18 protein-coding genes are annotated in these 20,347 nt (G+C 44.8%); 12 read left to right on the top strand and 6 right to left on the bottom strand.

Annotated elements, in window-relative coordinates:
- Positions 1–12: 12 nt before the first annotated feature.
- On the bottom strand, positions 13–1,296 hold the full coding sequence (locus RBB12_RS07715; RefSeq protein ID WP_306013012.1) for an anthranilate synthase component I family protein: 1,284 nt from the start codon (positions 1,294–1,296) through the stop codon (positions 13–15).
- Positions 1,297–1,302: 6 nt separating this feature from the next.
- Positions 1,303–1,836, bottom strand: coding sequence for an NADPH-dependent FMN reductase (locus RBB12_RS07710; RefSeq protein ID WP_306013013.1), 534 nt, complete (start codon positions 1,834–1,836; stop codon positions 1,303–1,305).
- Positions 1,837–1,966: 130 nt separating this feature from the next.
- On the opposite strand from RBB12_RS07710, the gene RBB12_RS07705 reads away from it, so the two are divergent.
- Positions 1,967–3,163, top strand: coding sequence for a heparan-alpha-glucosaminide N-acetyltransferase domain-containing protein (locus RBB12_RS07705; protein ID WP_306013462.1), 1,197 nt, complete (start codon positions 1,967–1,969; stop codon positions 3,161–3,163).
- Between the two features lie 121 nt (positions 3,164–3,284).
- On the opposite strand, the gene lpdA is transcribed toward RBB12_RS07705, so the two are convergent.
- The 4 genes from lpdA to RBB12_RS07685 form a co-directional block, all read right to left on the bottom strand.
- Complete coding sequence (gene lpdA, locus RBB12_RS07700) at positions 3,285–4,688, bottom strand: dihydrolipoyl dehydrogenase (protein ID WP_306013014.1); 1,404 nt, start codon at positions 4,686–4,688, stop codon at positions 3,285–3,287.
- Positions 4,689–5,236: 548 nt separating this feature from the next.
- Complete coding sequence (locus RBB12_RS07695; RefSeq protein ID WP_306013015.1) at positions 5,237–6,625, bottom strand: BspA family leucine-rich repeat surface protein; 1,389 nt, start codon at positions 6,623–6,625, stop codon at positions 5,237–5,239.
- A gap of 53 nt (positions 6,626–6,678) precedes the next feature.
- A complete protein-coding gene (locus RBB12_RS07690) occupies positions 6,679–8,481 on the bottom strand; it encodes a BspA family leucine-rich repeat surface protein (RefSeq protein WP_306013016.1) in 1,803 nt (600 codons plus the stop codon).
- Between the two features lie 341 nt (positions 8,482–8,822).
- The gene (locus RBB12_RS07685; RefSeq protein ID WP_306013017.1) at positions 8,823–9,281 is read right to left on the bottom strand and encodes an Lrp/AsnC family transcriptional regulator; all 459 of its coding nucleotides are present in this window, start codon (positions 9,279–9,281) and stop codon (positions 8,823–8,825) included.
- 150 nt (positions 9,282–9,431) lie between these two features.
- On the opposite strand from RBB12_RS07685, the gene RBB12_RS07680 reads away from it, so the two are divergent.
- The 11 genes from RBB12_RS07680 to ribB all read left to right on the top strand — a co-directional run bounded on the left by RBB12_RS07680 (position 9,432) and on the right by ribB (position 20,316).
- On the top strand, positions 9,432–10,652 hold the full coding sequence (locus RBB12_RS07680; RefSeq protein ID WP_306013018.1) for an aminotransferase class I/II-fold pyridoxal phosphate-dependent enzyme: 1,221 nt from the start codon (positions 9,432–9,434) through the stop codon (positions 10,650–10,652).
- A gap of 71 nt (positions 10,653–10,723) precedes the next feature.
- Positions 10,724–12,214 carry a Na+/H+ antiporter NhaC gene (gene nhaC / locus RBB12_RS07675; protein ID WP_306013019.1) on the top strand — a complete coding sequence of 497 codons (1,491 nt, stop codon included), beginning with the start codon at positions 10,724–10,726 and terminating at the stop codon, positions 12,212–12,214.
- Positions 12,215–12,423: 209 nt separating this feature from the next.
- A complete protein-coding gene (locus RBB12_RS07670) occupies positions 12,424–13,068 on the top strand; it encodes a peroxiredoxin (RefSeq protein ID WP_306013020.1) in 645 nt (214 codons plus the stop codon).
- A gap of 6 nt (positions 13,069–13,074) precedes the next feature.
- Positions 13,075–13,389, top strand: a complete 315-nt coding sequence (locus tag RBB12_RS07665; protein ID WP_293287776.1) for a thioredoxin family protein — start codon at positions 13,075–13,077, stop codon at positions 13,387–13,389.
- Positions 13,370–13,627, top strand: a complete 258-nt coding sequence (locus RBB12_RS07660) for a DUF6952 family protein (RefSeq protein WP_090295870.1) — start codon at positions 13,370–13,372, stop codon at positions 13,625–13,627. Before RBB12_RS07665 ends, RBB12_RS07660 begins: the two co-directional genes overlap by 20 nt.
- A 95-nt stretch (positions 13,628–13,722) precedes the next feature.
- Positions 13,723–14,229 carry a thiol peroxidase gene (gene tpx, locus RBB12_RS07655; RefSeq protein WP_306013021.1) on the top strand — a complete coding sequence of 169 codons (507 nt, stop codon included), beginning with the start codon at positions 13,723–13,725 and terminating at the stop codon, positions 14,227–14,229.
- Positions 14,222–14,587: a diacylglycerol kinase gene (locus tag RBB12_RS07650; RefSeq protein ID WP_306013022.1), complete on the top strand. Its 366-nt coding sequence runs from the start codon at positions 14,222–14,224 to the stop codon at positions 14,585–14,587. Before tpx ends, RBB12_RS07650 begins: the two co-directional genes overlap by 8 nt.
- A 62-nt stretch (positions 14,588–14,649) precedes the next feature.
- Entirely contained in the window at positions 14,650–17,037 is a 2,388-nt protein-coding gene (locus RBB12_RS07645) for a DNA translocase FtsK (protein WP_306013023.1), read from the top strand.
- 4 nt (positions 17,038–17,041) lie between these two features.
- Positions 17,042–17,689 (top strand): outer membrane lipoprotein carrier protein LolA, encoded by a 648-nt coding sequence (locus RBB12_RS07640; RefSeq protein ID WP_306013463.1) that lies wholly within the window; start codon positions 17,042–17,044, stop codon positions 17,687–17,689.
- A gap of 3 nt (positions 17,690–17,692) precedes the next feature.
- The gene (locus tag RBB12_RS07635) at positions 17,693–19,180 is read left to right on the top strand and encodes an LptF/LptG family permease (RefSeq protein ID WP_306013024.1); all 1,488 of its coding nucleotides are present in this window, start codon (positions 17,693–17,695) and stop codon (positions 19,178–19,180) included.
- Entirely contained in the window at positions 19,177–20,316 is a 1,140-nt protein-coding gene (gene ribB / locus RBB12_RS07630; RefSeq protein WP_179383840.1) for a 3,4-dihydroxy-2-butanone-4-phosphate synthase, read from the top strand. Before RBB12_RS07635 ends, ribB begins: the two co-directional genes overlap by 4 nt.
- Positions 20,317–20,347: the final 31 nt, after the last annotated feature.

Below are 20,347 nucleotides of genomic sequence, written 5' to 3'. Positions count from 1 at the left end.
TACGAATAAACATTATCCCTCCTCCAAAACCGTCCGCATAGCTTTGGCTTTGAGCAGGCACTCCTGATATTCCTTTTCGGGGTCCGATTGTGCCGTAATGGCACTCCCAACAGAATAGGAGACGTATTTTTTGGAAGCGTTGTACAAAATGCTTCGGATAACCACATTGAAATCAAAATCACCGTTCGGGGCAAAATAGCCTACCGTACCGCTGTATAATCCCCGTTTGGTCTCTTCCAAATCTTCGATGATTTTCATGGCCGATATTTTCGGGGCCCCTGTCATGCTGCCCATAGGAAACGTTTCCTTGATGAGTTCAACAGATGGTTTGTTCTCCGAAACCTCAGCCGCAACGGTCGAAATCAGTTGATGCACCTGTTTGAAAGAATAGGGTTTACAAAGTTCTTCCACTTTAACCGAACCTTTGATGGCACTTTTGGAAAGATCGTTGCGCACCAAATCGGTGATCATGATGTTCTCCGAACGTTCCTTTTTGTCCGCACTCAGCTCTTTTTTAATCTGCTCGTCCTCACGTTTGCCTTCACCTCTTCGAGCGGTACCTTTTATGGGTTGTGAAATCACTTTTGCACCTATCTTTTTAAGATAGCGCTCTGGCGAGGCGCACATGAGATAATGGTCCAAAAATCGCGCAAAAGCTGCAAAAGGCGGTTCCGAAATCCCATTCAACCTTTGGTAGGTCGCCCAGGGGTCCAACGCATAATCCTCTGCATAAAATTCCTGACAAAAATTGGCCTCATAGATATCGCCGCGATGAATGTGTCCCAAAAATTGCTGCGCTTTTTCAAAATAAGCATCCTTATGGATTCGCATCTTTATTTTGATGTGTCCTTGGGACTCTTGAACATTGTCTTGGTCTTTTATTTCGCAGATTTCTGCAAAATCAGCTTCAATTTCATGCCCAAGAGCATCCAAATACTTAAAATGTAGTTGACCATCCGCTACAACAATGAGCTTTTGGGGCTGAAAGAATTGTATCATTGGAAAATCCAAATCATCCACATGTGAGGAAGTCAAATCTTCCAACACATTTTTTACATCATAAGAAAAATAGCCAAAAAGCCAATCTGGTGTACGCTTTAAAAACGATTCGATTTCTTCTAAGTCGCTGCAAAATGTTGATGCACCAACAGCGAGGCAGGCCTCAAAACTGGAATATGGGTCGTGATGGGAGTTGCTGTCCAACCAAACAACGTGGCCATAGTTTCTGGACCATTGGAGCAAGGATTCCTTGCACTGCTTTACCGAATGTATCTTGAATGACCGATGCGTCCGCAAGAGCTTTTAGTTTAATGAATCCAAAAACGTCTGCAACGCATGCTGATGCCCAGCCTTGAGGTCTTCTTCCAAAATCCCATCCTCGCTGAAGTTGTCGTAAAAGGATGGCAAAGAAAATGTGGCCACTATCTCGGCCCCAAAGCGTGGCAACATACCCTCAATCACACTCAACGAACCCTTTGCCCCTCGCTTTCCGCCAGAAGTCGACATTAAAAGTACCTTGGTGCCCTCCAAAAAGTTGCGCTCCAATCGGGACAACCAATCCAAAAGGTTTTTAAAGTAGGCGGATGGATTGCCATTATGCTCGTTTACCGATAAAATGATGCCATCGGCATGGGCAATCTGGTCCTTCAACCCGGTAAGTGCATCAGGATACCCTTTCTCCTTTTCCAGGTCCTCACTAAACATCGGAAAGGGATGCTCTGCCATGTTTAAGGTCTGTAAATCATGATTTTGCACTAAAGATGTGGTAAGTTTTACCAATTTAAAATTAATGGAAGTTGAAGAATTGCTCCCGGCAAATGCCAAAATTGCAGCCATAGCTAAAAATCGTTGATTGTTTCGCTAAAATACCGTAATTGATACATACCTGCGACTATTTTCCATATTTTTGGCGCAAGTAACATCCAAACTGCTTGCTAAACAAGTATATAGGGTGAACAAAAATTGGATGACAACGGACAAGAACAGATTGTTTTTTATTGATGCCATGCGTGCTTGGGCCATTTTGATGATGCTGCAAGGGCATTTCATCGATGGTCTCTTGGATCCCGTTTTTAGGGATCCCAATAATCCGGTTTATGCGGTTTGGCTCTATTTTAGGGGAATCACTGCCCCGGTTTTCTTTACGGTTTCTGGTTTTATTTTTACGTATCTGCTCATCAGAGCTCCCCAAAAGGGAATGGAAAACCCGAGGGTTGCCAAAGGCATTCGTCGTGGTCTGCAATTGCTGGCCATTGGATATCTATTGCGTTTAAACCTTGGCGGATTGCTCAAAGGAGAAATTTATAATTCATTTTATCTGGTGGATGTGCTTCATTGTATCGGGCTTTCCATTTTAGGCCTCATTGGGCTTTACCTGCTCACTGCCAAAAAGAAAAAATACGTTTTTCCATTGGTCTTGGTCACCACCACCCTATTGCTGTTTCTGTTCGAGCGGACCTATAAACCATGGACTTTTGCTTTTTTGCCTGATTTTCTCGCCAATTACTTTACAAAAGCAAACGGTTCGGTGTTCACCATTATCCCTTGGTTCGGCTATGCCACCATAGGAGCGTTCATTGCAGTGTTGTTCACTCGCTTCAAGAATTTCAGGTATTTGTATCCCACCGCCATTTTCATTGCCCTGTTGGTAGGCTATGTATTGATTTATCATTCGACCCCTGCATTCGCCGCCCTGTATGAAGCGACTGGATTTGGATTCCTAAAGTTATTGTTGACCAACAATTACCTATTTATACGTTTGGGGAATGTGTTTGTGGTATTTGCCGTATTTATGATGCTGCGTAGTTGGATGACCAACAAAACCGTTTTGAATATTGGTGCAAGCACGTTATCCATTTACGTGATTCACTTTGTGATTCTTTACGGAAGTTTTACCGGTTTGGGACTGTACCGATTTTTCAATCGTTCCCTTGCCCCCGAAGTCGTCGTTCCGGGAGCACTATTGTTCATGATGGTCTGCACCTTCTTGGCCTTGCAATACCAAAAACACGAAGCGCATATCAAATCACAGATTGCCTGGGGGATTGCTTTTGTAAGAGTGCAAATTGTAGAAGCGAAAGAGATTACCCTTCCATTGCTGAAAGAGTTGATGGTTCGCCTTCATCTTTTCCTAAAGCGTGTTTTACGCACTGTACGAAGCTGAAAAAAGCATCCAATCCCTAAGATTGAATGCTTTTATTTGGTAGGATTATACTTCAACAAACCCTTTCTCGATACATTTTTTTGAACTTGGGTTCAAAAAAACACTCGAAATGACAAGTATTTTACACATGCAATGCCCTGTCGTCGGTAGCGGCCAAGGCAGCTTCCTTAACGGCCTCCGCAAAAGTTGGGTGAGCATGGCTCATTCGGGAAATATCCTCGGCAGAAGCTCTGAATTCCATCGCGGTAACGCCTTCGGCAATCAAATCGGCACAACGTGCCCCGATCATATGAATACCCAGTACCTCATCGGTTTTCTTGTCGGCCAAAATTTTTACAAAGCCATCAATGTCCATACTGGCACGGGCCCTGCCCAATGCGCGCATAGGAAACTGTCCTGATTTGTATTCGATACCTTCTTCCTTCAATTGCTCCTCGGTTTTTCCGACCGCTGCAACTTCCGGCCAAGTGTAAACGACCCCGGGAATCAAATTGTAATCGATGTGTGGCTTTTGTCCGGCCAACAGTTCGGCAACCATGGTGCCCTCTTCTTCCGCTTTATGTGCCAACATGGCTCCTTTCACCACGTCTCCAATGGCGTAGATATTGGAAACATTGGTCTGTAGATGCTCGTTTACTTCAACGCGACCTCTATCATCCAGCTTCACTCCAGCTGCTTCGGCATTTAATCCGTCCGTGTAAGGTTTTCGGCCAACACTTACCAAGCAGTAATCGCCTTTAAGTGTAACCTCTTCACCCTTTTTGTCATCTGCCTTTACAATGACCTCATCGCCTTTTCGCTCCACAGATTTCACCTTGTGGGATAGATTGAACTTTACCTTTTGTTTTTTCATCACCTTGGTCAACTCTTTGGAAAGGGCACCGTCCATCCCAGGGATGATTCGGTCCATGTATTCGACCACAGTGACCTCTGCTCCCAAACGCTTGTACACCTGGCCCAATTCTAGACCAATAACACCACCGCCAATCACGATCATGTGCTTTGGAATTTCTTTGAGTTTTAATGCCTCGGTGGAAGTAATGATGCGTTCCTTGTCAATTTCGATAAATGGTAGGGACGCAGGTTTGGAACCTGTTGCGATAATGATGTTCTTGGCCTCAATGGTTTCCTCTCCATCCTCTTTGGCAATATGGACATGGGTGGCATCCTTAAAGCTCCCTACCCCATGGTACACATCGATTTTATTTTTGCTCATCAAAAACTCGATGCCCTTGGTGGTTTGGTCCACAACGCCCTGTTTGCGGGCGATCATTTGTTCCAAGTTTACTTTTACCTCTCCCGGAATTTCAATGCCGTGTTCTTCAAAATGCTTTACGGCATCTTCATAATGGTGCGAAGAGTCCAATAATGCCTTGGAAGGGATACATCCCACGTTAAGGCAAGTACCGCCCAAGGTTGCATATTTTTCTATTATGGCCGTTTTCATTCCCAATTGGGCACAACGAATGGCCGCCACATAGCCTCCTGGTCCTGAGCCGATGATGGCTACATCATATTGATTCATATTCTATTTTTTGAAAGGATAATTGCTAAACAGATTTCTACGTTACAAAACGACCGTAAAAATACAAATGTTTTTCGGGACGGCATCAATTCACTGTTTTCTAAAAATTGTGCAGTAGTTGATTGGATTGAATGACAGTTAGTAATGATTCTGTTGGCAGTATGGAGTAAGCGGTTGGTTTTTATTTTGTCAGAAGTCGGAAGTTAAAAGTTAGAAGTTATGGTTAGGAGATTAGAGTTGCGGGTTTGATGTTGTGAGTTTAGTCTTGTTTTGAATATGATGCTTGAACTTGAATTTTTCAAACAGATTTCTCTATCGGTGCTTCGCATTTCAGGTGGAAATGACCCCATGCCACGATGCCGGAACTGTCATTCCTAACCGTGCAGGAATCCGTAGTCCACAACTCATGGATTCCGAATCAGGTGCGGAATAATACTGAAACCTGCCTTCGCCGCAGGCAGGCATGCTCAGCACAAAAAAAACCACCGAGGACCCGAAGGTCGCCCGGTGGAAAAATAACCCAACGTAAAACTTGTCAGTATAGATTTTTATTCTGTTACTTCTTCTGCTTCTTCTTCGGGGCAGTCAGCTTCAGCCTGCAATGTGCCTGTGAGCGCCCAATTATGGTTTATGGTAAGGTTTTGAATAGCCTCAACTACATCCGTACCACAAACGGAAAGGCCATCAACACCGATGGTGATATCCTTAGGGCCCTCGTTCTCTTCCACATACTCATTCCAGCCAATCAATGTGGCATTGAGATTGGGAGCGGTCATACCGCTATTGTCCAACATAAATTCCATGGTGAAGACACTTCCAATGTCCCATGCTCCCAAATTCTGGTCAAAAGCGGTAGCACCGTCAAACATATTCTCAACGTCTGTGACCTGTGCCATATCCCAACTGCCAATGTTTTGGTTAAAGGAAGTTGCTCCCTGGAACATGGTGTTCATTGACAACACATTGCCGGTATTCCAATCGCCAATATTCTGATTGAACGAAACCGCATTGCTAAACATCCCACGCATATTGGTTACGTTGCCCGTGTCCCAACTTCCTATGCTTTGATTGAATGCCGATGCTCCTGCAAACATGGTCTGCATATCGGTCACAGTACCGGTGTCCCAACCGCCCATTGCTCCATTAAAGGAAGAGGCATTTAAGAACATGGACCTCAGAGAGGTGACCTCGGATAGGTCGGGCGTATCGGTAGCCGTAAAGCCTGTAAGGTTGGAACAGTCGATAAACGCACGCTCCATCGTCTGCCATTTACCTGTACCCCATTGTACAACGCTCACAAGTGATTCCTTACTTGCCATATCTGCGTTGAACATGCTAATGGCCGGAAACAGTCCTTTGATCGCTACCAAATAGGTTCCGGCATCGGTATATTCATGGGATGGGTTTTGATCTAAAGACCCGTGCGAGTTTCCATCGCCCCAGTCTATGACATAATCGTATTCATAGTCTTCATTGGTCCCTATGGTCAGCACTTGACCTTCGGCCACTTCCCACTCCGTAATAAAGGCGGCAGGATCTTCAAAAAGGGTCTCGATGACGTTTGCTACCTCAATGGTGATCGAATTGCTAATGGGATTGGTAATCCCATCGGTGACGGATACCGTGATGCTGTGCTGCGCCTTGGTCTCAAAATCGAGGTTCTTTCCGGTGGCAAGGCTCAACTGACCATCACTGGTCAACTCAAACATATCATCGTCATTGGCAATCAAACTGTAGGAAAGGGCGTTCCCATCCGCATCAAAGGCCTTCACGAGTCCGATGATGTCGCTATCGGAAATATCCTCGGAAGGGTTAAAGCTTTGTGCTACCATTACCGGCCCTCGGTTGGTGGCAATGGGGTAGCCTGCATCGTCCTCGGCACAGGACCAGAAAAGGACCAGCGCAAACAAGGATGTTATTATACTTTTAAGTTTCATAAGTTCTTTCTTAAATTAAAGTTGTTGAATAAGATCCAGATATCTTTCTGGTTTTAATTACAGGTAGTAGAGCCTCCATCATCAATGGTCCAACCATTATCTCCTTGAAGGATATCTATTCTTGCCGTTACGGTTTCTGCATCATCACAAAAGTTGATGCCAACAGCACCCAAGCTTATACCGTTGGGGATGTTATCGTTCCCTAAACTGGCCCAGCCCCTTAGCGTGGCACTATAATTAAGGCTGCTCATGCCTGAGTTATTGAAGATACCTGCCATGCTTGAAATACTTAATATCTCCCAAGTACCAAGGTTTTGGTTGAAATTAACGGCATCTCTAAACATATTATTCATAGTAGTGACATTGGCTACATCCCATCCACTGATATCCTGGTTAAAATTAGTAGCATCCCTAAACATCCCAGTCATATTGGTAACGTTAGTTACCTCCCATCCACCAATATCTTGATTGAAATTTGTCGCTCCTGCAAACATTGATATCATGGTTTGGACATTCCCGACGACCCATCCACTGATATCTTGATTAAAGGAAGCTGCACCAAGAAAAAGATTGTGCATGTTGGCCACATTATCCACGGTCCAATTGCTGATATCAGAATTGAAATTTTGGGCTCCCGAAAACATAGCAAACATAGTGGTTACATTACCCACATTCCAACCGCTCAAATCACCATTAAAGCTGGAGGCTTGGAAAAAAACTTCGTTCATATTGGTTACATTGGAGACGTCCCATTCGGATACGTTGCCATTAAAGGCACTGGCATAAGCAAATGCCCCTTCCATGGATTGGACTTGGGATAAATCTGGTACACCTGTGGCACTAAAGTTTTCCAAGTTTGCACAGAATTGAAAAGCAAATTCCATAGATTGCCACTGCTGCTCTCCCCATTGTACTACATCAATTAAGGCCTCTTGGCTCAATGTATTTGACTCAACCATACTTAATGCAGGGAACTGCCCATTGATGGCCACTGTATAGGTGTCAGCGTTTTCATAGACATGTGAAGGACTTTCGTTAGTTGTAATCTGTTCTACAGTGCCATCGCCCCAATCAATGGTATAATCATAATTATTAAAACCTGAATTTGTACCGATAATCAATTCCTGTCCATCGGTTTCCACATTCCAAGTGGTAATGAAGGAAGCTGGGTCGTCAAAAATATCACCGTCGTCCACAACGTTTATGGTCACGGTGATTTCCACCGTATTGACCCCATCGCTGATGCTTACCACAATCATGTGTTGCTCGGAGGTTTCAAAGTCCAGACTTTGTCCTTCTGCCAAAACAATTTCACCATTGTTGGTCACCGCGAACAAGCCGTCTTCATCTTCTATAATTTCATAGGTCAATGGTTCTCCTTCGGGATCAACTGCCTCGAGGACACCAATGAGCTCTCCTTCAGGTAGTGTTTCAATAATGTCATCAAAAATCTTATCCTCGGCTATGGGCGGCAAGTTTTCTGGCGGGGTAACCTTTATGGTAACACTTCCCTTTCTGCCCACAACCCCATCGTGTACATACACATCCAAAACATATTCCTCTTGAACTGCATAACTTAAGGTTTTACCAGTTGCCAAGAACAGGTTCCCATTTTTGGCTACTTCAAATAGCCCACTGGCTTCTTGTACCAAGGAAAACTCCAAGGCATCTTCATCCTTATCCGTTGCCTGGATTACGCCAATCAATTGGCCATCAGGGAAATTCTCTGGAACGGTAAAGGTTTGGTTGGGCACCATGGGTGCATTGTTGATCAAAACGGAATCGGGTTCATTTGGCTCACAAGACCAAAAAACCACGAACGAAACCATGATCAGAAATAAAAATTTAGCTTTCATACTTATATATTTTGAAGGCTAAGGTCTACAATGCCATTGAATTTTTCGGGTGCCAATTGACGGATGCCTCTTCTGATCTGACGAATGCCCCTTCTGATCTGACGGATGCGTTTTTTGGGGTATCGATTTTAGGGTTGAAATTTTAGAAATTGGATGGAGGGAAATAGACGAGAGACGGGAGACAGGAGACAAGAGACAAGAGACAAGAGACAGGAGACAGGAGACAGGAGACAGGAGACAAAAGAAAATGGTTTAGCAGAGAGTTCGCGGTCCAGACCCGATTATGCCAAGCGGAACAGGAAAACAATAAACTTGAAACCAGAAACTCGTAACCAACACACCTAAATATGCACTGATGGACTATTTTTCACCTCATTAATAACAAACGAGCTTTGGGTATTGCCAATATTCGATATGGCCGTGAGCTTGGTCAGCATAAATTCCCGATAGCTTTTCATGTCCTTCACATAGATCTTGAGCACATAATCATAATCCCCGCCTACGTGAAAGCACTCGGAGACCTCCTTGAGTTTTAAAATCTCTCGCTCAAATTTTAGCACGTTTTCCTTGGTATGCTGTACCAAACGAATTTGGCAAAGTACCATAAAATCACGCCCCACCTTTACCTTATCCACCAAGGCCGTGTATTGGGTAACGACCCCATTGCGTTCCAATCGACGAATACGTTCGTAAACCGCGGTTTTGGACAAATGCAATGCATCTGCATATTGCTTGGTAGTTTTTTTACTATCCGCTTGGAGCAGTCGAATCAGTTCAATATCAATGTTATCCAGTTTCATACCGACGAATTTTCTATCAATATTCGCTAAATTGATACAATTTGGAACAATTTCCTAAAAAACTACTATAAAACGACTTTAATTCTTGATTTGACAACTCCGATTGACAATGGGTCCCTATATCGCTACTTTTATCAAAAATGATACATTATGGACTACAAAGCATCGGAACACATTCAGGACCTTCAATATTTTGGTGAATTCGGGGGCGTAAACCCTTCCATATCAGATTCATCCACTTACACTTTTCTATCGGCTAAGACCATGTTCGATACCTTTGAGGGCAATACGGAAGGTTGCTATTTGTACAGTCGCCACTCCTCCCCTTCCAACCTATATTTGGGCGAGGCCATGGCACAATTGGAAGGAACGGAATCTGCCAATGTATATGCCAGCGGCATGGGAGCCATCACCGCAGTACTCTTGCAGCTTTGTGATTCGGATGACCATATTGTATGTAGCCGAACCATCTACGGGGGCACCTACGCCTTCCTAAAAAACTTTGTAAAGAAATTCAATATCAAGGTTTCCTTTGTGGACATCACCGATTTGGAAACGGTAAAAAAATCCATTACCCCCAAAACCAAATTGATTTACTGCGAGGCCGTGAGCAATCCACTGTTGGAAATTGCAGATATCCCCTCGCTTTCCAAAATCGCCAAGAAAAATGGCATGCCCTTGGTGGTTGACAATACATTTTCACCCCTTACCATCAACGCTGCACAATTGGGTGCGGACATTGTGGTGCACAGTCTGACCAAGTTCATCAATGGGAGCAGCGATTGCGTTGCTGGTGCCGTTTGCGCCTCTACCGATTTTTGCTTGAGCCTTAAGGATGTGAACAACGGCGCAGGTATGCTTTTGGGAAGTACCTTGGATAGTTTGCGGGCGGCATCCATTTTAAAGAATATGCGCACATTGCATATCCGAATCAAAAAACACAGTGAAAATGCCCATTATTTAGCCCAACAATTTGAAAAGGATGGTCTTAAAGTGGTCTATCCTGGCTTGGAAAGTCACCCCGGTCATGAGTTAATGAAATCCCAAATGAACCACGAATATGGTTTTGGGGGTATGCTGACCTTGGACGTAGGTTCTGTGGAACGCGCCAATGCCCTTATGGAACTGATGCAACAGGAAAAACTGGGCTATTTGGCCGTAAGCCTCGGTTTCTACAAGACCCTTTTCAGTGCCTCGGGTACATCCACCTCTTCCGAAATACCTGAAGAGGAACAACAAGAACTCGGGCTTTCCCAAGGACTTATACGATTCTCCATCGGTTTGGACAACGATATCCGAAAAACCTACACCACCATGCGAAGCTGTATGGAAAAACTGGATATTTTGTCTCCCGATACAAGTTTGGCCTAAGGGTATATTGCAACGGTTTGCACAACAAGGTGCAAAATCGTAATATTACCTTTTAACAAACTCAGACCAACATGCCGAACCCAAAGGAAGAATCAAAGTTTAGGGAAGACGAACATATTGTAGAAAACAAAGAACTCTCCATTGCAGAAGCATTGATACCCGTTTTTGCCCTCGTGGCGATGCTGGCCTACAATGTTTTTGTTTTTGGGGATGACGCCCTAAGCGGTTCCAACCAATTCATCCTTTTAATGGGCGGAGCAGTCGCTGCCATTGTCGGTATTTTTAACAAGGTATCCTACGAACAGATGATTGCCGAAGTGGCCGAGAACGTGAGGTCCACTACCGGTGCCTTGCTCATCCTTTTAATGGTGGGTGCCCTATCTGGAACATGGTTGGTCAGCGGAATTATTCCCGCGATGATCTATTATGGGCTACAAATCTTGAACCCAACCATATTTTTAGCGGCAAGTGTCATTATTTGTGCCATTATCTCCATTGCCACGGGCAGTAGCTGGACCACAGCCGCCACCGTAGGCATTGCATTGATCGGGATTGGTGACGCTTTGGGTGTATCACTCGGGATGACGGCAGGTGCCGTGCTTTCCGGAGCCTACTTCGGGGATAAGATGTCCCCCTTAAGTGATACAACCAACTTGGCTCCGGCGATGGCCGGAGGGGATTTGTTTTCCCATATTCGCTACATGACCTATACTACCGTGCCTACCATTGTAGTCACCTTAATTGTCTTTATCATTATCGGCTTTACGTTGGATACCTCTGGTGTTGCCGATACCAGTTCATTATTGAACAATATTGGGTCTACCTTCAACATCAACGGATGGTTGTTCATTGTACCCTTGGCCGTCATCGGAATGATCGTAAAAAAAGCACCACCATTAATGGCTTTATTGGTGGGAACTTTGTTGGGCGGCCTCTTCGCACTTATTTTTCAACCGGATATTGTGGCCAACATTGGTGGAGGAACTGCACTCAACTTTGAAACAGGCTACAAAGGCATTTTAAATGCGATAACCGTGGATACCGAAATTGCCACCAGCGACCCAGCCTTGAACGATTTGTTCTCTTCCGGGGGAATGTCCGGTATGCTAGGCACCATCTGGCTGATTGTTTGCGCCATGGTATTTGGGGGCATCATGGACGGCATTGGTGCTTTGGAGCGTATCACGGAATCCCTGCTAAAATTGGCCAAGACCACTTTTGGCCTGTTTGCCAGTACGGGAATTAGCTGTGTGATATTGAATGGAACTGCATCCGACCAGTATCTGGCCATTGTGGTACCAGGAAAAATGTTCGCCAAAGCATATAAGGACAAAGGTTTAGCACCAGAAAATTTAAGTCGTACACTTGAAGACACCGGAACAGTTACATCTGTTTTATTCCCTTGGAATACCTGTGGGGCTTATCACAGCGGGGTTTTGGGTGTAAGCGTTGGCGAATATCTATTTTATGCCATTTTCAATTGGTTGAGCCCGTTCATGACCTTGTTGTTTGCCGCATTCCGAATCAAGATCAAGCAACTGGCCACTACTGCGGCTGAATAAATTTTAATGCTGCTTTTTTAAATAAGCCACATTCTTTGAGGAGTTCTCAATGTGACTATCTCATATTTGCGACAACCTTAATAATGACAACGTTTTTTTAGCACATAGTCACAGCTTATCCAGTCATAAGAAATAGAAATTTTTAAGTTGGTGTAAGCCATCAAACCGCCCTATTTTTGCAGCTCGAATTTTATAAAAACATCCAATAAATGACTTTAGTAGGAAGAAAATTTCCAAGTATTGAAGTAAACGCTATCGACGAATTGGGCGATACGTTCAAAATCAACATTGTAGAAAAAGCCAAGGCCGAGAACAAGAAAATTTTGTTGTTCTGGTACCCAAAAGACTTCACTTTTGTATGTCCTACCGAGCTTTTTGCATTTCAACAAAACCTAGCCGAGTTCGAAAAACGAAATACCATCGTCATTGGAGCTTCCTGTGATACGGCGGAGGTGCATTTCGCATGGTTGAACACGGAAAAGGACAATGGCGGTATCGAAGGCGTTTCGTACCCACTTGTATCTGACAGCAACCGAAACCTGGCCAGCGCATTGGGCATCTTGGACATTATGAAGGAGGATTTCAACGAAGAGACCAACTCTGTTGTGGTAGAAGGCGACAATGTGACCTACAGGGCCACCTATTTGATCGATGAGGAAGGAACGGTATTCCACGAAAGCATCAACCATATGCCCTTGGGAAGAAATGTGAAGGAATTTTTGCGTTTGATAGATGCCTATACCCATGTACAGGAAAAAGGCGAGGTTTGTCCTGCCAACTGGGAAGAAGGAAAGGAAGCCATGAATGCTGACAGAGCAGGTGTTTCCGAATATTTGGCCAATCACGTAAACTAGTGTCCCATGGTAGTAGAATTGGATAAAGACAATTTGAGCGAGGTTATTGCCAACAACGAGAACGTAGTGGTACAGTACAGTGCGTCTTGGTGCGGCAATTGCCGAATAATGAAGCCAAAGTTCAAAAAAGAAGCCACTTTGAACGAGAACGTAACCTTTGTAATGGTCGATGCCGAAAAATTTCCGGAATCCAGAAAACTGGCCAATGTGGACAACTTGCCCACATTTGCCGCTTTTTCCAAAGGGAGCCTAAAAAATCAGGTGCAGACCAACAAGTATGATGTTTTAAAAGACTTGATCCATGAAGTTGCCCATAATTAAGCAATTGGTCAATTTTGCCGAGGAGCACGACGAGGATTATTTGCAGGAAACTGCGGACACCTTGGAGAGTGTCTGTGAGGTTGCAAGCCTCAAAGACGAGGAGTTGGACATGATCGGGGAACTGATCTCCAATTTGTACGGCGCCCTTGAAGTCTCGAACGAGATCAAAAATGGCACTCCCAAAAAAGAAGCCCTTAACGGTTTTATGTCCAGGGTTCTCGGCTCCATCGACAAGTAACGGAAATTGTTGTAAACGTTGAAATAAGAACCTTCCCGTAACAGACTTCGGGAAGGTTTTTTTAGTATTTTTGATTCCAAATCAAAACTGCGACTATGGCAACTGTAACATTAAAAGGAAACGAATTGCATACCTTGGGAAACCTTCCAGGTAACGGAACCCAAGCACCCAACTTTACATTGGTCAAAAATGACCTGTCTACGGTAGAATTGTCCGACTACAAAGGACAAAAAGTAGTATTGAACATCTTCCCAAGTATCGACACGGGAACCTGTGCCCAATCCGTACGACAATTCAATCAGGAAGCAGCAGAACTGAGCAATACCAAAGTGCTTTGTATTTCGAAAGACCTTCCTTTTGCCCAAGCCCGTTTTTGTGGAGCGGAGGGTATCGATAAGGTGGAAACCCTTTCTGATTTTAGGGACGGGAACTTTGGAAAATCCTATCAGGTAGAGTTTACCGATGGGCCATTGCAAGGACTTTTGTCCCGTTCTGTGGTAGTAGTCAACGAGGCTGGTGAGGTAATCTACACCGAGCAGGTTGCCGAAACAGTGGACGAACCCAATTACAAAGCAGCCTTAGAAGCATTGATGGATGCCTAAAGAATCTTTTTTTAAAAACCGTGTAAAAAGCGTAGGATATGCCCTTAAGGGCATGTTCCTATTGCTGCGGACCGAGTCCAGCATCCAAATTCAATTTGTAATCGCTCTTGTGGTTACCGCTTTCGGTTTTTATTTTGAGATTTCCCGTGTTGAATGGACCATACAATTATTGTCCATAGGCATGGTCATGGGTGTGGAAGGTGTTAATACGGCCGTGGAGAAAATCTGTGACTATATCCAACCCAATCTGGACCCCAAGATCGGTTTGATAAAAGATATTTCCGCTGGAGCCGTAATGATAGTGTCCATCTTAGCCAGCATTATAGGTTTGATCATCTATATCCCCAAAATCTTTTAGCAAAATCCAACACAGGGAGTAGCAACGTAAATTTGTAACTTAGCCCCGCTTAAACAGAATTGATGGCCAAAAAAAGGACAAAATCAAAAACCAAAAAAACTACCGGTGCCCCAAAAAAGGTCTCGTTCAAGCTTTCCAAGCAGAACAAGATCATCTTTGGTAGTCTTTTGATCGTTCTGAGCATTGCGCTTTTCTTCTCTTTCATGTCGTTTTATTTTACTTGGCAGGAAGACCAAAGCATGTTGTCCCAATTTGCCGACCGCAATGCCCAAGCAAGTAACCTATTGAACAAATTCGGGGCCAACGTAAGCCACTTTTTTATGTACAAGGGCTTTGGTCTGGCTTCATTCGTGTTTCCTTTTTTGTTGGCTATAACCGGGCTTTATTTATTTCTGGGGTTAGAGCTTAAAGGCTTGATATCCAAATGGATTTGGGGATTGGTAGGCGTTATTTGGGGATCGATTGCCCTAGGGTTTTTTGCCGCTGACTTTCCTTTGTTGGGCGGTCTTGTGGGTTACGAAATGAATGATTTCCTTCAAGATTATACCGGTAAAATTGGGGTCTTCCTGATCTTGCTTTTTATGTTGATGGTAATTTTGGTGCGCCTGTTCAATTTTACCCCCGAAGGTTTTGCCAACTTCTTCCGCAGACAAAAACGACAGATCACATCGGAACTCAATGATGGGGACACTTCAAATACAACCGCAGCACCCTCCGTGGATGATGAGGATGACATAGTGCTGACCACAGAAGAAACCGCACCGGAAAAAATAGATACATACACCCATAAGAAAGATATCCCACCTTTGGATGAAGCCGGGCTCGATGTGAATGTTCCCGAAGAGGAAGAATCGGACATCGACCTAAAAGTGGAGACAACCCCGGTTGAAGAAGAGGAAGAAACCGACGCCAAAGCAGCCAAATTGGTAGAGGATTTTGGTGAATTCGACCCCAAACTGGAACTGGGCAACTACAAGTTTCCCCAACTGGACCTCTTAGACGCACACGGTGCATCGGGCGGCATCACCATCAACCAGGAAGAACTGGAAGAAAACAAGAATCGCATTGTAAGCACCCTCAAAAATTACAAGATAGGGATTGCCCAGATTAAGGCAACCATTGGACCCACGGTCACACTTTATGAGATTGTTCCTGAAGCTGGTATCCGTATTTCCAAGATCAAAAACTTGGAGGATGATATTGCGCTTTCCCTAGCGGCCTTGGGAATCCGCATCATCGCGCCCATTCCCGGAAAGGGAACCGTGGGTATAGAAGTGCCCAACAAGAACGCGACCGTGGTTTCCATGCGTTCGGTTATCGCATCGAACAAGTTCCAGAAGGCCGAAATGGAACTGCCCATCGCCTTTGGAAAAACCATCAGCAACGAAACCTTTGTGGTGGACTTGGCGAAAATGCCTCACTTGCTCATGGCCGGTGCCACGGGACAAGGTAAATCTGTGGGGTTGAATGCTGTGATTACCTCCCTGCTCTATAAAAAGCATCCGGCAGAGGTGAAATTCATCTTTGTGGACCCCAAAAAGGTAGAGTTGACGCTTTACAACAAAATTGAACGTCACTTTTTGGCCAAGTTGCCCGATTCCGATGAGGCCATCATTACGGACAACACCAAAGTGATCAACACCTTGAACTCGCTCTGTATCGAAATGGACAACCGGTACGAGTTGCTCAAAACCGCCATGGTTCGAAACATCAAGGAATATAACGCCAAGTTTAAGGCCAGAAAGCTCAACCCGAACGATGGGCACAAGTTCCTCCCCTACATTGTACTGGTGATAGATGAGTTTGCAGATTTGATCATGACCGCGGGCAAAGAAGTAGAAACCCCCATTGCCCGATTGGCGCAATTGGCACGTGCCATCGGTATTCACTTAATCATTGCTACGCAAAGGCCATCCGTAAATGTTATTACGGGAATCATAAAGGCCAACTTCCCAGCTAGGATTGCGTTTCGGGTGACTTCAAAAATAGATTCCAGAACCATCTTGGATGCCCAAGGTGCGGACCAGCTCATCGGTCGCGGGGATATGCTGTACACCCAAGGCAATGATGTAACGAGACTGCAATGTGCCTTCGTGGACACCCCAGAAGTAGCCAAGATTACCGACTATATTGGGTCGCAAAGGGCCTACCCAGAAGCGCACCTGCTGCCAGAATATGTAGGCGAAGAATCTGGCACAAGTCTTGATAATGATATTGAGGACAGGGATGCCATGTTCCGAGAAGCTGCCGAGGTTATCGTGACCGCACAGCAAGGTTCGGCCTCCCTCATCCAACGAAAACTGAAATTGGGGTACAACAGGGCCGGTAGAATTATCGACCAACTGGAAGCCGCTGGTATTGTAGGGCCTTTTGAAGGCAGTAAGGCACGGCAAGTGTTGGTTCCCGACATATACTCCTTGGAACAATTATTGGAAAATGAAGCAAAGTAACATCATGAAGAAAAAAAACATCCTATTTGTAGCCTTGTTTACCGTTGGAATCCTTTCCTACGGACAAAATTCGGACAAGGCTAAAGCACTGTTGGACGAAGTGTACAACAAAGTGCAGAGCTACGATAATATTTATATTGACTTTCAGTCTGTTTTGGAGAATACGGAAGCCGATCTAAAGCAAGAAACCAACGGCAACGTCATCCTTCAAGGTGAAAAATATCTGCTGAACTATTTTGGGGCCAAGCAATTGTATGATGGCAACAAAGTGTACACAGTGGTTCCCGAAAATGAGGAAGTCACCATTGAGGACGTAAACGAGGACAACGATACGGTGAGTCCTTCCAAAATGCTGACCTTTTACAAAACAGGCCATAATTACCAATGGGATATTCTACAAAATGTGGGAGGCAGAAAAATCCAGTATGTCAAGCTGATTCCCATTGATTCCAATACGGAGATCAAATCGATACTTTTGGGTATAGATGCACAGACCAAGCACATCTACAAACTGATCCAAACCGGAAACAATGGTACCAAAACCACCATTACCGTTAATTCTTTCAAAACCAATCAGCCCATATCGAGCACACTCTTTACCTTTGATGAGCAAAAATACGAGGACAAAGGGTACTACATCATAAGAAATTAAGCATTGAAAATACTTGACCAGTATATACTAAGAAGATTTCTATACAACTTCTTCAGTTCCTTTTTCATCTTGATCGTCATATTCATTTTTCAAGGGATATGGCTGTTCATCGATGACTTGGCAGGAAAGGGGCTGGGCATGGTAATCATTGGCAAGTTCATTTTCTATTTTATTCCCACTTTGGTCGACAAGGTGCTGCCCCTTACGGTACTCCTCTCCTCCATCCTTACCTTTGGTACTTTCGCGGAAAACTATGAGTTTGCGGCCATGAAAGCGTCAGGTATATCCCTGCAACGGGGGATGCGGAGCTTGATTGTTTTTGTGCTCTTTCTTGGATTGGTGACCTTCTTTTTTGCCAATGATGTGATTCCAAAATCGGAACAAAAAATGTTCAACCTGAGGCGGAATATTGCCAAAGTAAAGCCTGCAGCCGCCATTACGGAGGGTGTTTTCAGTGATTTTGAAGGAACTGCCCAAGGAATGAACATAAAAGTGGACAGAAAATATGGCGAGCAGGACCGCTTTCTGGACAATGTCATCATCCATAAAAAAACAAACCAAAACATCAACAATACCGTCATTAAGGCAAAAACAGGTGAGTTGATCAGTAGTGAGGAGTCCGACATTATCCAATTGGTGCTCAAAGATGGCAATTACTACGAAGAGGTGATTCCGCAAAAGGCAGCGGAACGGCGAAAGCATCCATTTGCCAAGTCCAATTTTGACACCTATACCATCAATATCGACATTTCTGAATTGAACGATCAGGATTTGGAAGAAGACCAAAACATCACCACCAACAAAATGAAAAATGTGGGGCGCCTGATCAAGGATATTGACTCCCTTCGGGAAAACAATCTCGAAAAAGTGACGGCCTTCTCCAAAAACGTGGTCAACCGCATGGGAGCCTTCCCCGTGGAACCCAAAGTAGATTCCTTGGAACTTATTGTCCCAGAAAAGAAAACAGAGATTCAACAAGATACCGTCCGCGACATTGATGTGTTTATTTCAAGTTTACAGCAATGGGAACAACTGCAGGTAGTTAAAAAAGCGCAGAACGAAGTGACCAGCATTCTGAGTACGGTAAACGCCAAAAAGGACGAGTTGCAAAGCCGTTATAAATTTTACAACAGCCATATTTTATCGCTGCATCAGAAGTATGCGCTTGCACTTTCCTGCATTATCCTGTTTTTTGTGGGTGCACCACTGGGAGCCATCATCCGTAAAGGAGGACTTGGACTGCCCATGGTAGTGGCCATTATCCTATTTTTGGCCTATTATTTTATTGGGGTGTTTGCCGGCAACTACGCCAAGGAAGGCAATATTCACCCGGCGATAGGCGCTTGGCTGCCCACTATGATCATGTTACCGCTGGGCATATCGCTTACCCGACGCGCAACCGCAGATAAAGGATTGATAGGCTTTGGTCATTTTATCGACCGTATCAAAGCATTGTTTAAAAGGAAAAATAAAGAAGCAGAGGACGAATGATCTCCAACGAAAACAACATACAACTGAACACCATTGAAGAAGCCATTGCCGACATTAGGCGAGGCAAAGTGATTATTGTGGTGGATGATGAAAACCGGGAGAACGAAGGTGATTTTTTGGCCGCTGCCGAACTGATTACACCGGAAACCATCAATTTTATGGCCACCCATGGCCGTGGACTCATCTGCACTCCCCTTACCGAGGGCCGTTGCAAGGATTTGGGACTCCATAAAATGGTGAGCCATAATACGGACCCGCTGGAGACCGCTTTTACCGTGTCGGTAGATTTGCGCGGCAATGGGGTTACCACGGGCATTTCCGCCGGTGATAGGGCCAAAACCGTGATTGCACTCACCGACCCCTCTACCAAACCGCATGAGTTGGCCCGACCTGGGCACATATTCCCCTTGATTGCCAAAGAAGGTGGAGTGCTTCGCCGAACGGGACACACGGAGGCCGCCATTGATTTTGCACGTTTGGCCGGACTGCAACCCGCGGGAGTGATCGTGGAAATTATGAACGAGGATGGTTCCATGGCGCGTTTGCCCCAGTTGATGGAGGTGGCCAAAAAGTTCGACCTTAAGATCGTGTCCATAGAGGATTTGATTGCCTACCGCATGGAGCACGATAGCTTGATAGAACTCAAGGAAGCCTTTACCATCAATACCCGGTTTGGTGAATTTCGGCTCAGGGCGTATCAACAGACCACCAACGACCAAGTCCATATCGCGCTGCTGAAAGGCAAATGGAGGAGCGGTGAGCCCGTGCTGACACGTATCAATTCTACTTTGGTGAATAACGATATGCTGGGCACTTTGACCAATAATCCTGATGAAGCATTGCAACGGATGTTCGATGCGCTTAACAAGGAGGAGAAAAGTGCGATGATTTTTATAAGTCAAGAAAATCAATCCATGAACTTATTGAGCCGCTTGTCCGAGTTTAAAAAACTGCAGGGCGACGGGGTTACCAAGGCACCTAAAGTGGAAATGGACAACAAGGATTTTGGTATCGGCGCACAGATTTTGCACGACATCAACATTTCCAAAATACGCTTGCTCACCAATTCTGCACAAACCCGACGTGTAGGCATGGTAGGCTATGGCTTGGAAATCGTGGAGTATGTAAAGTATTGATTCAACGGTTCAACATCACGAAGCTAGCTGC

The organism is Allomuricauda sp. MMSF_3307 (genome assembly GCF_030733585.1).
GTDB lineage: Bacteria > Bacteroidota > Bacteroidia > Flavobacteriales > Flavobacteriaceae > Flagellimonas.
The sequence above is the reverse complement of the archived record's forward strand: the minus strand, read 5'-3'. Positions and strand labels throughout refer to the sequence as shown.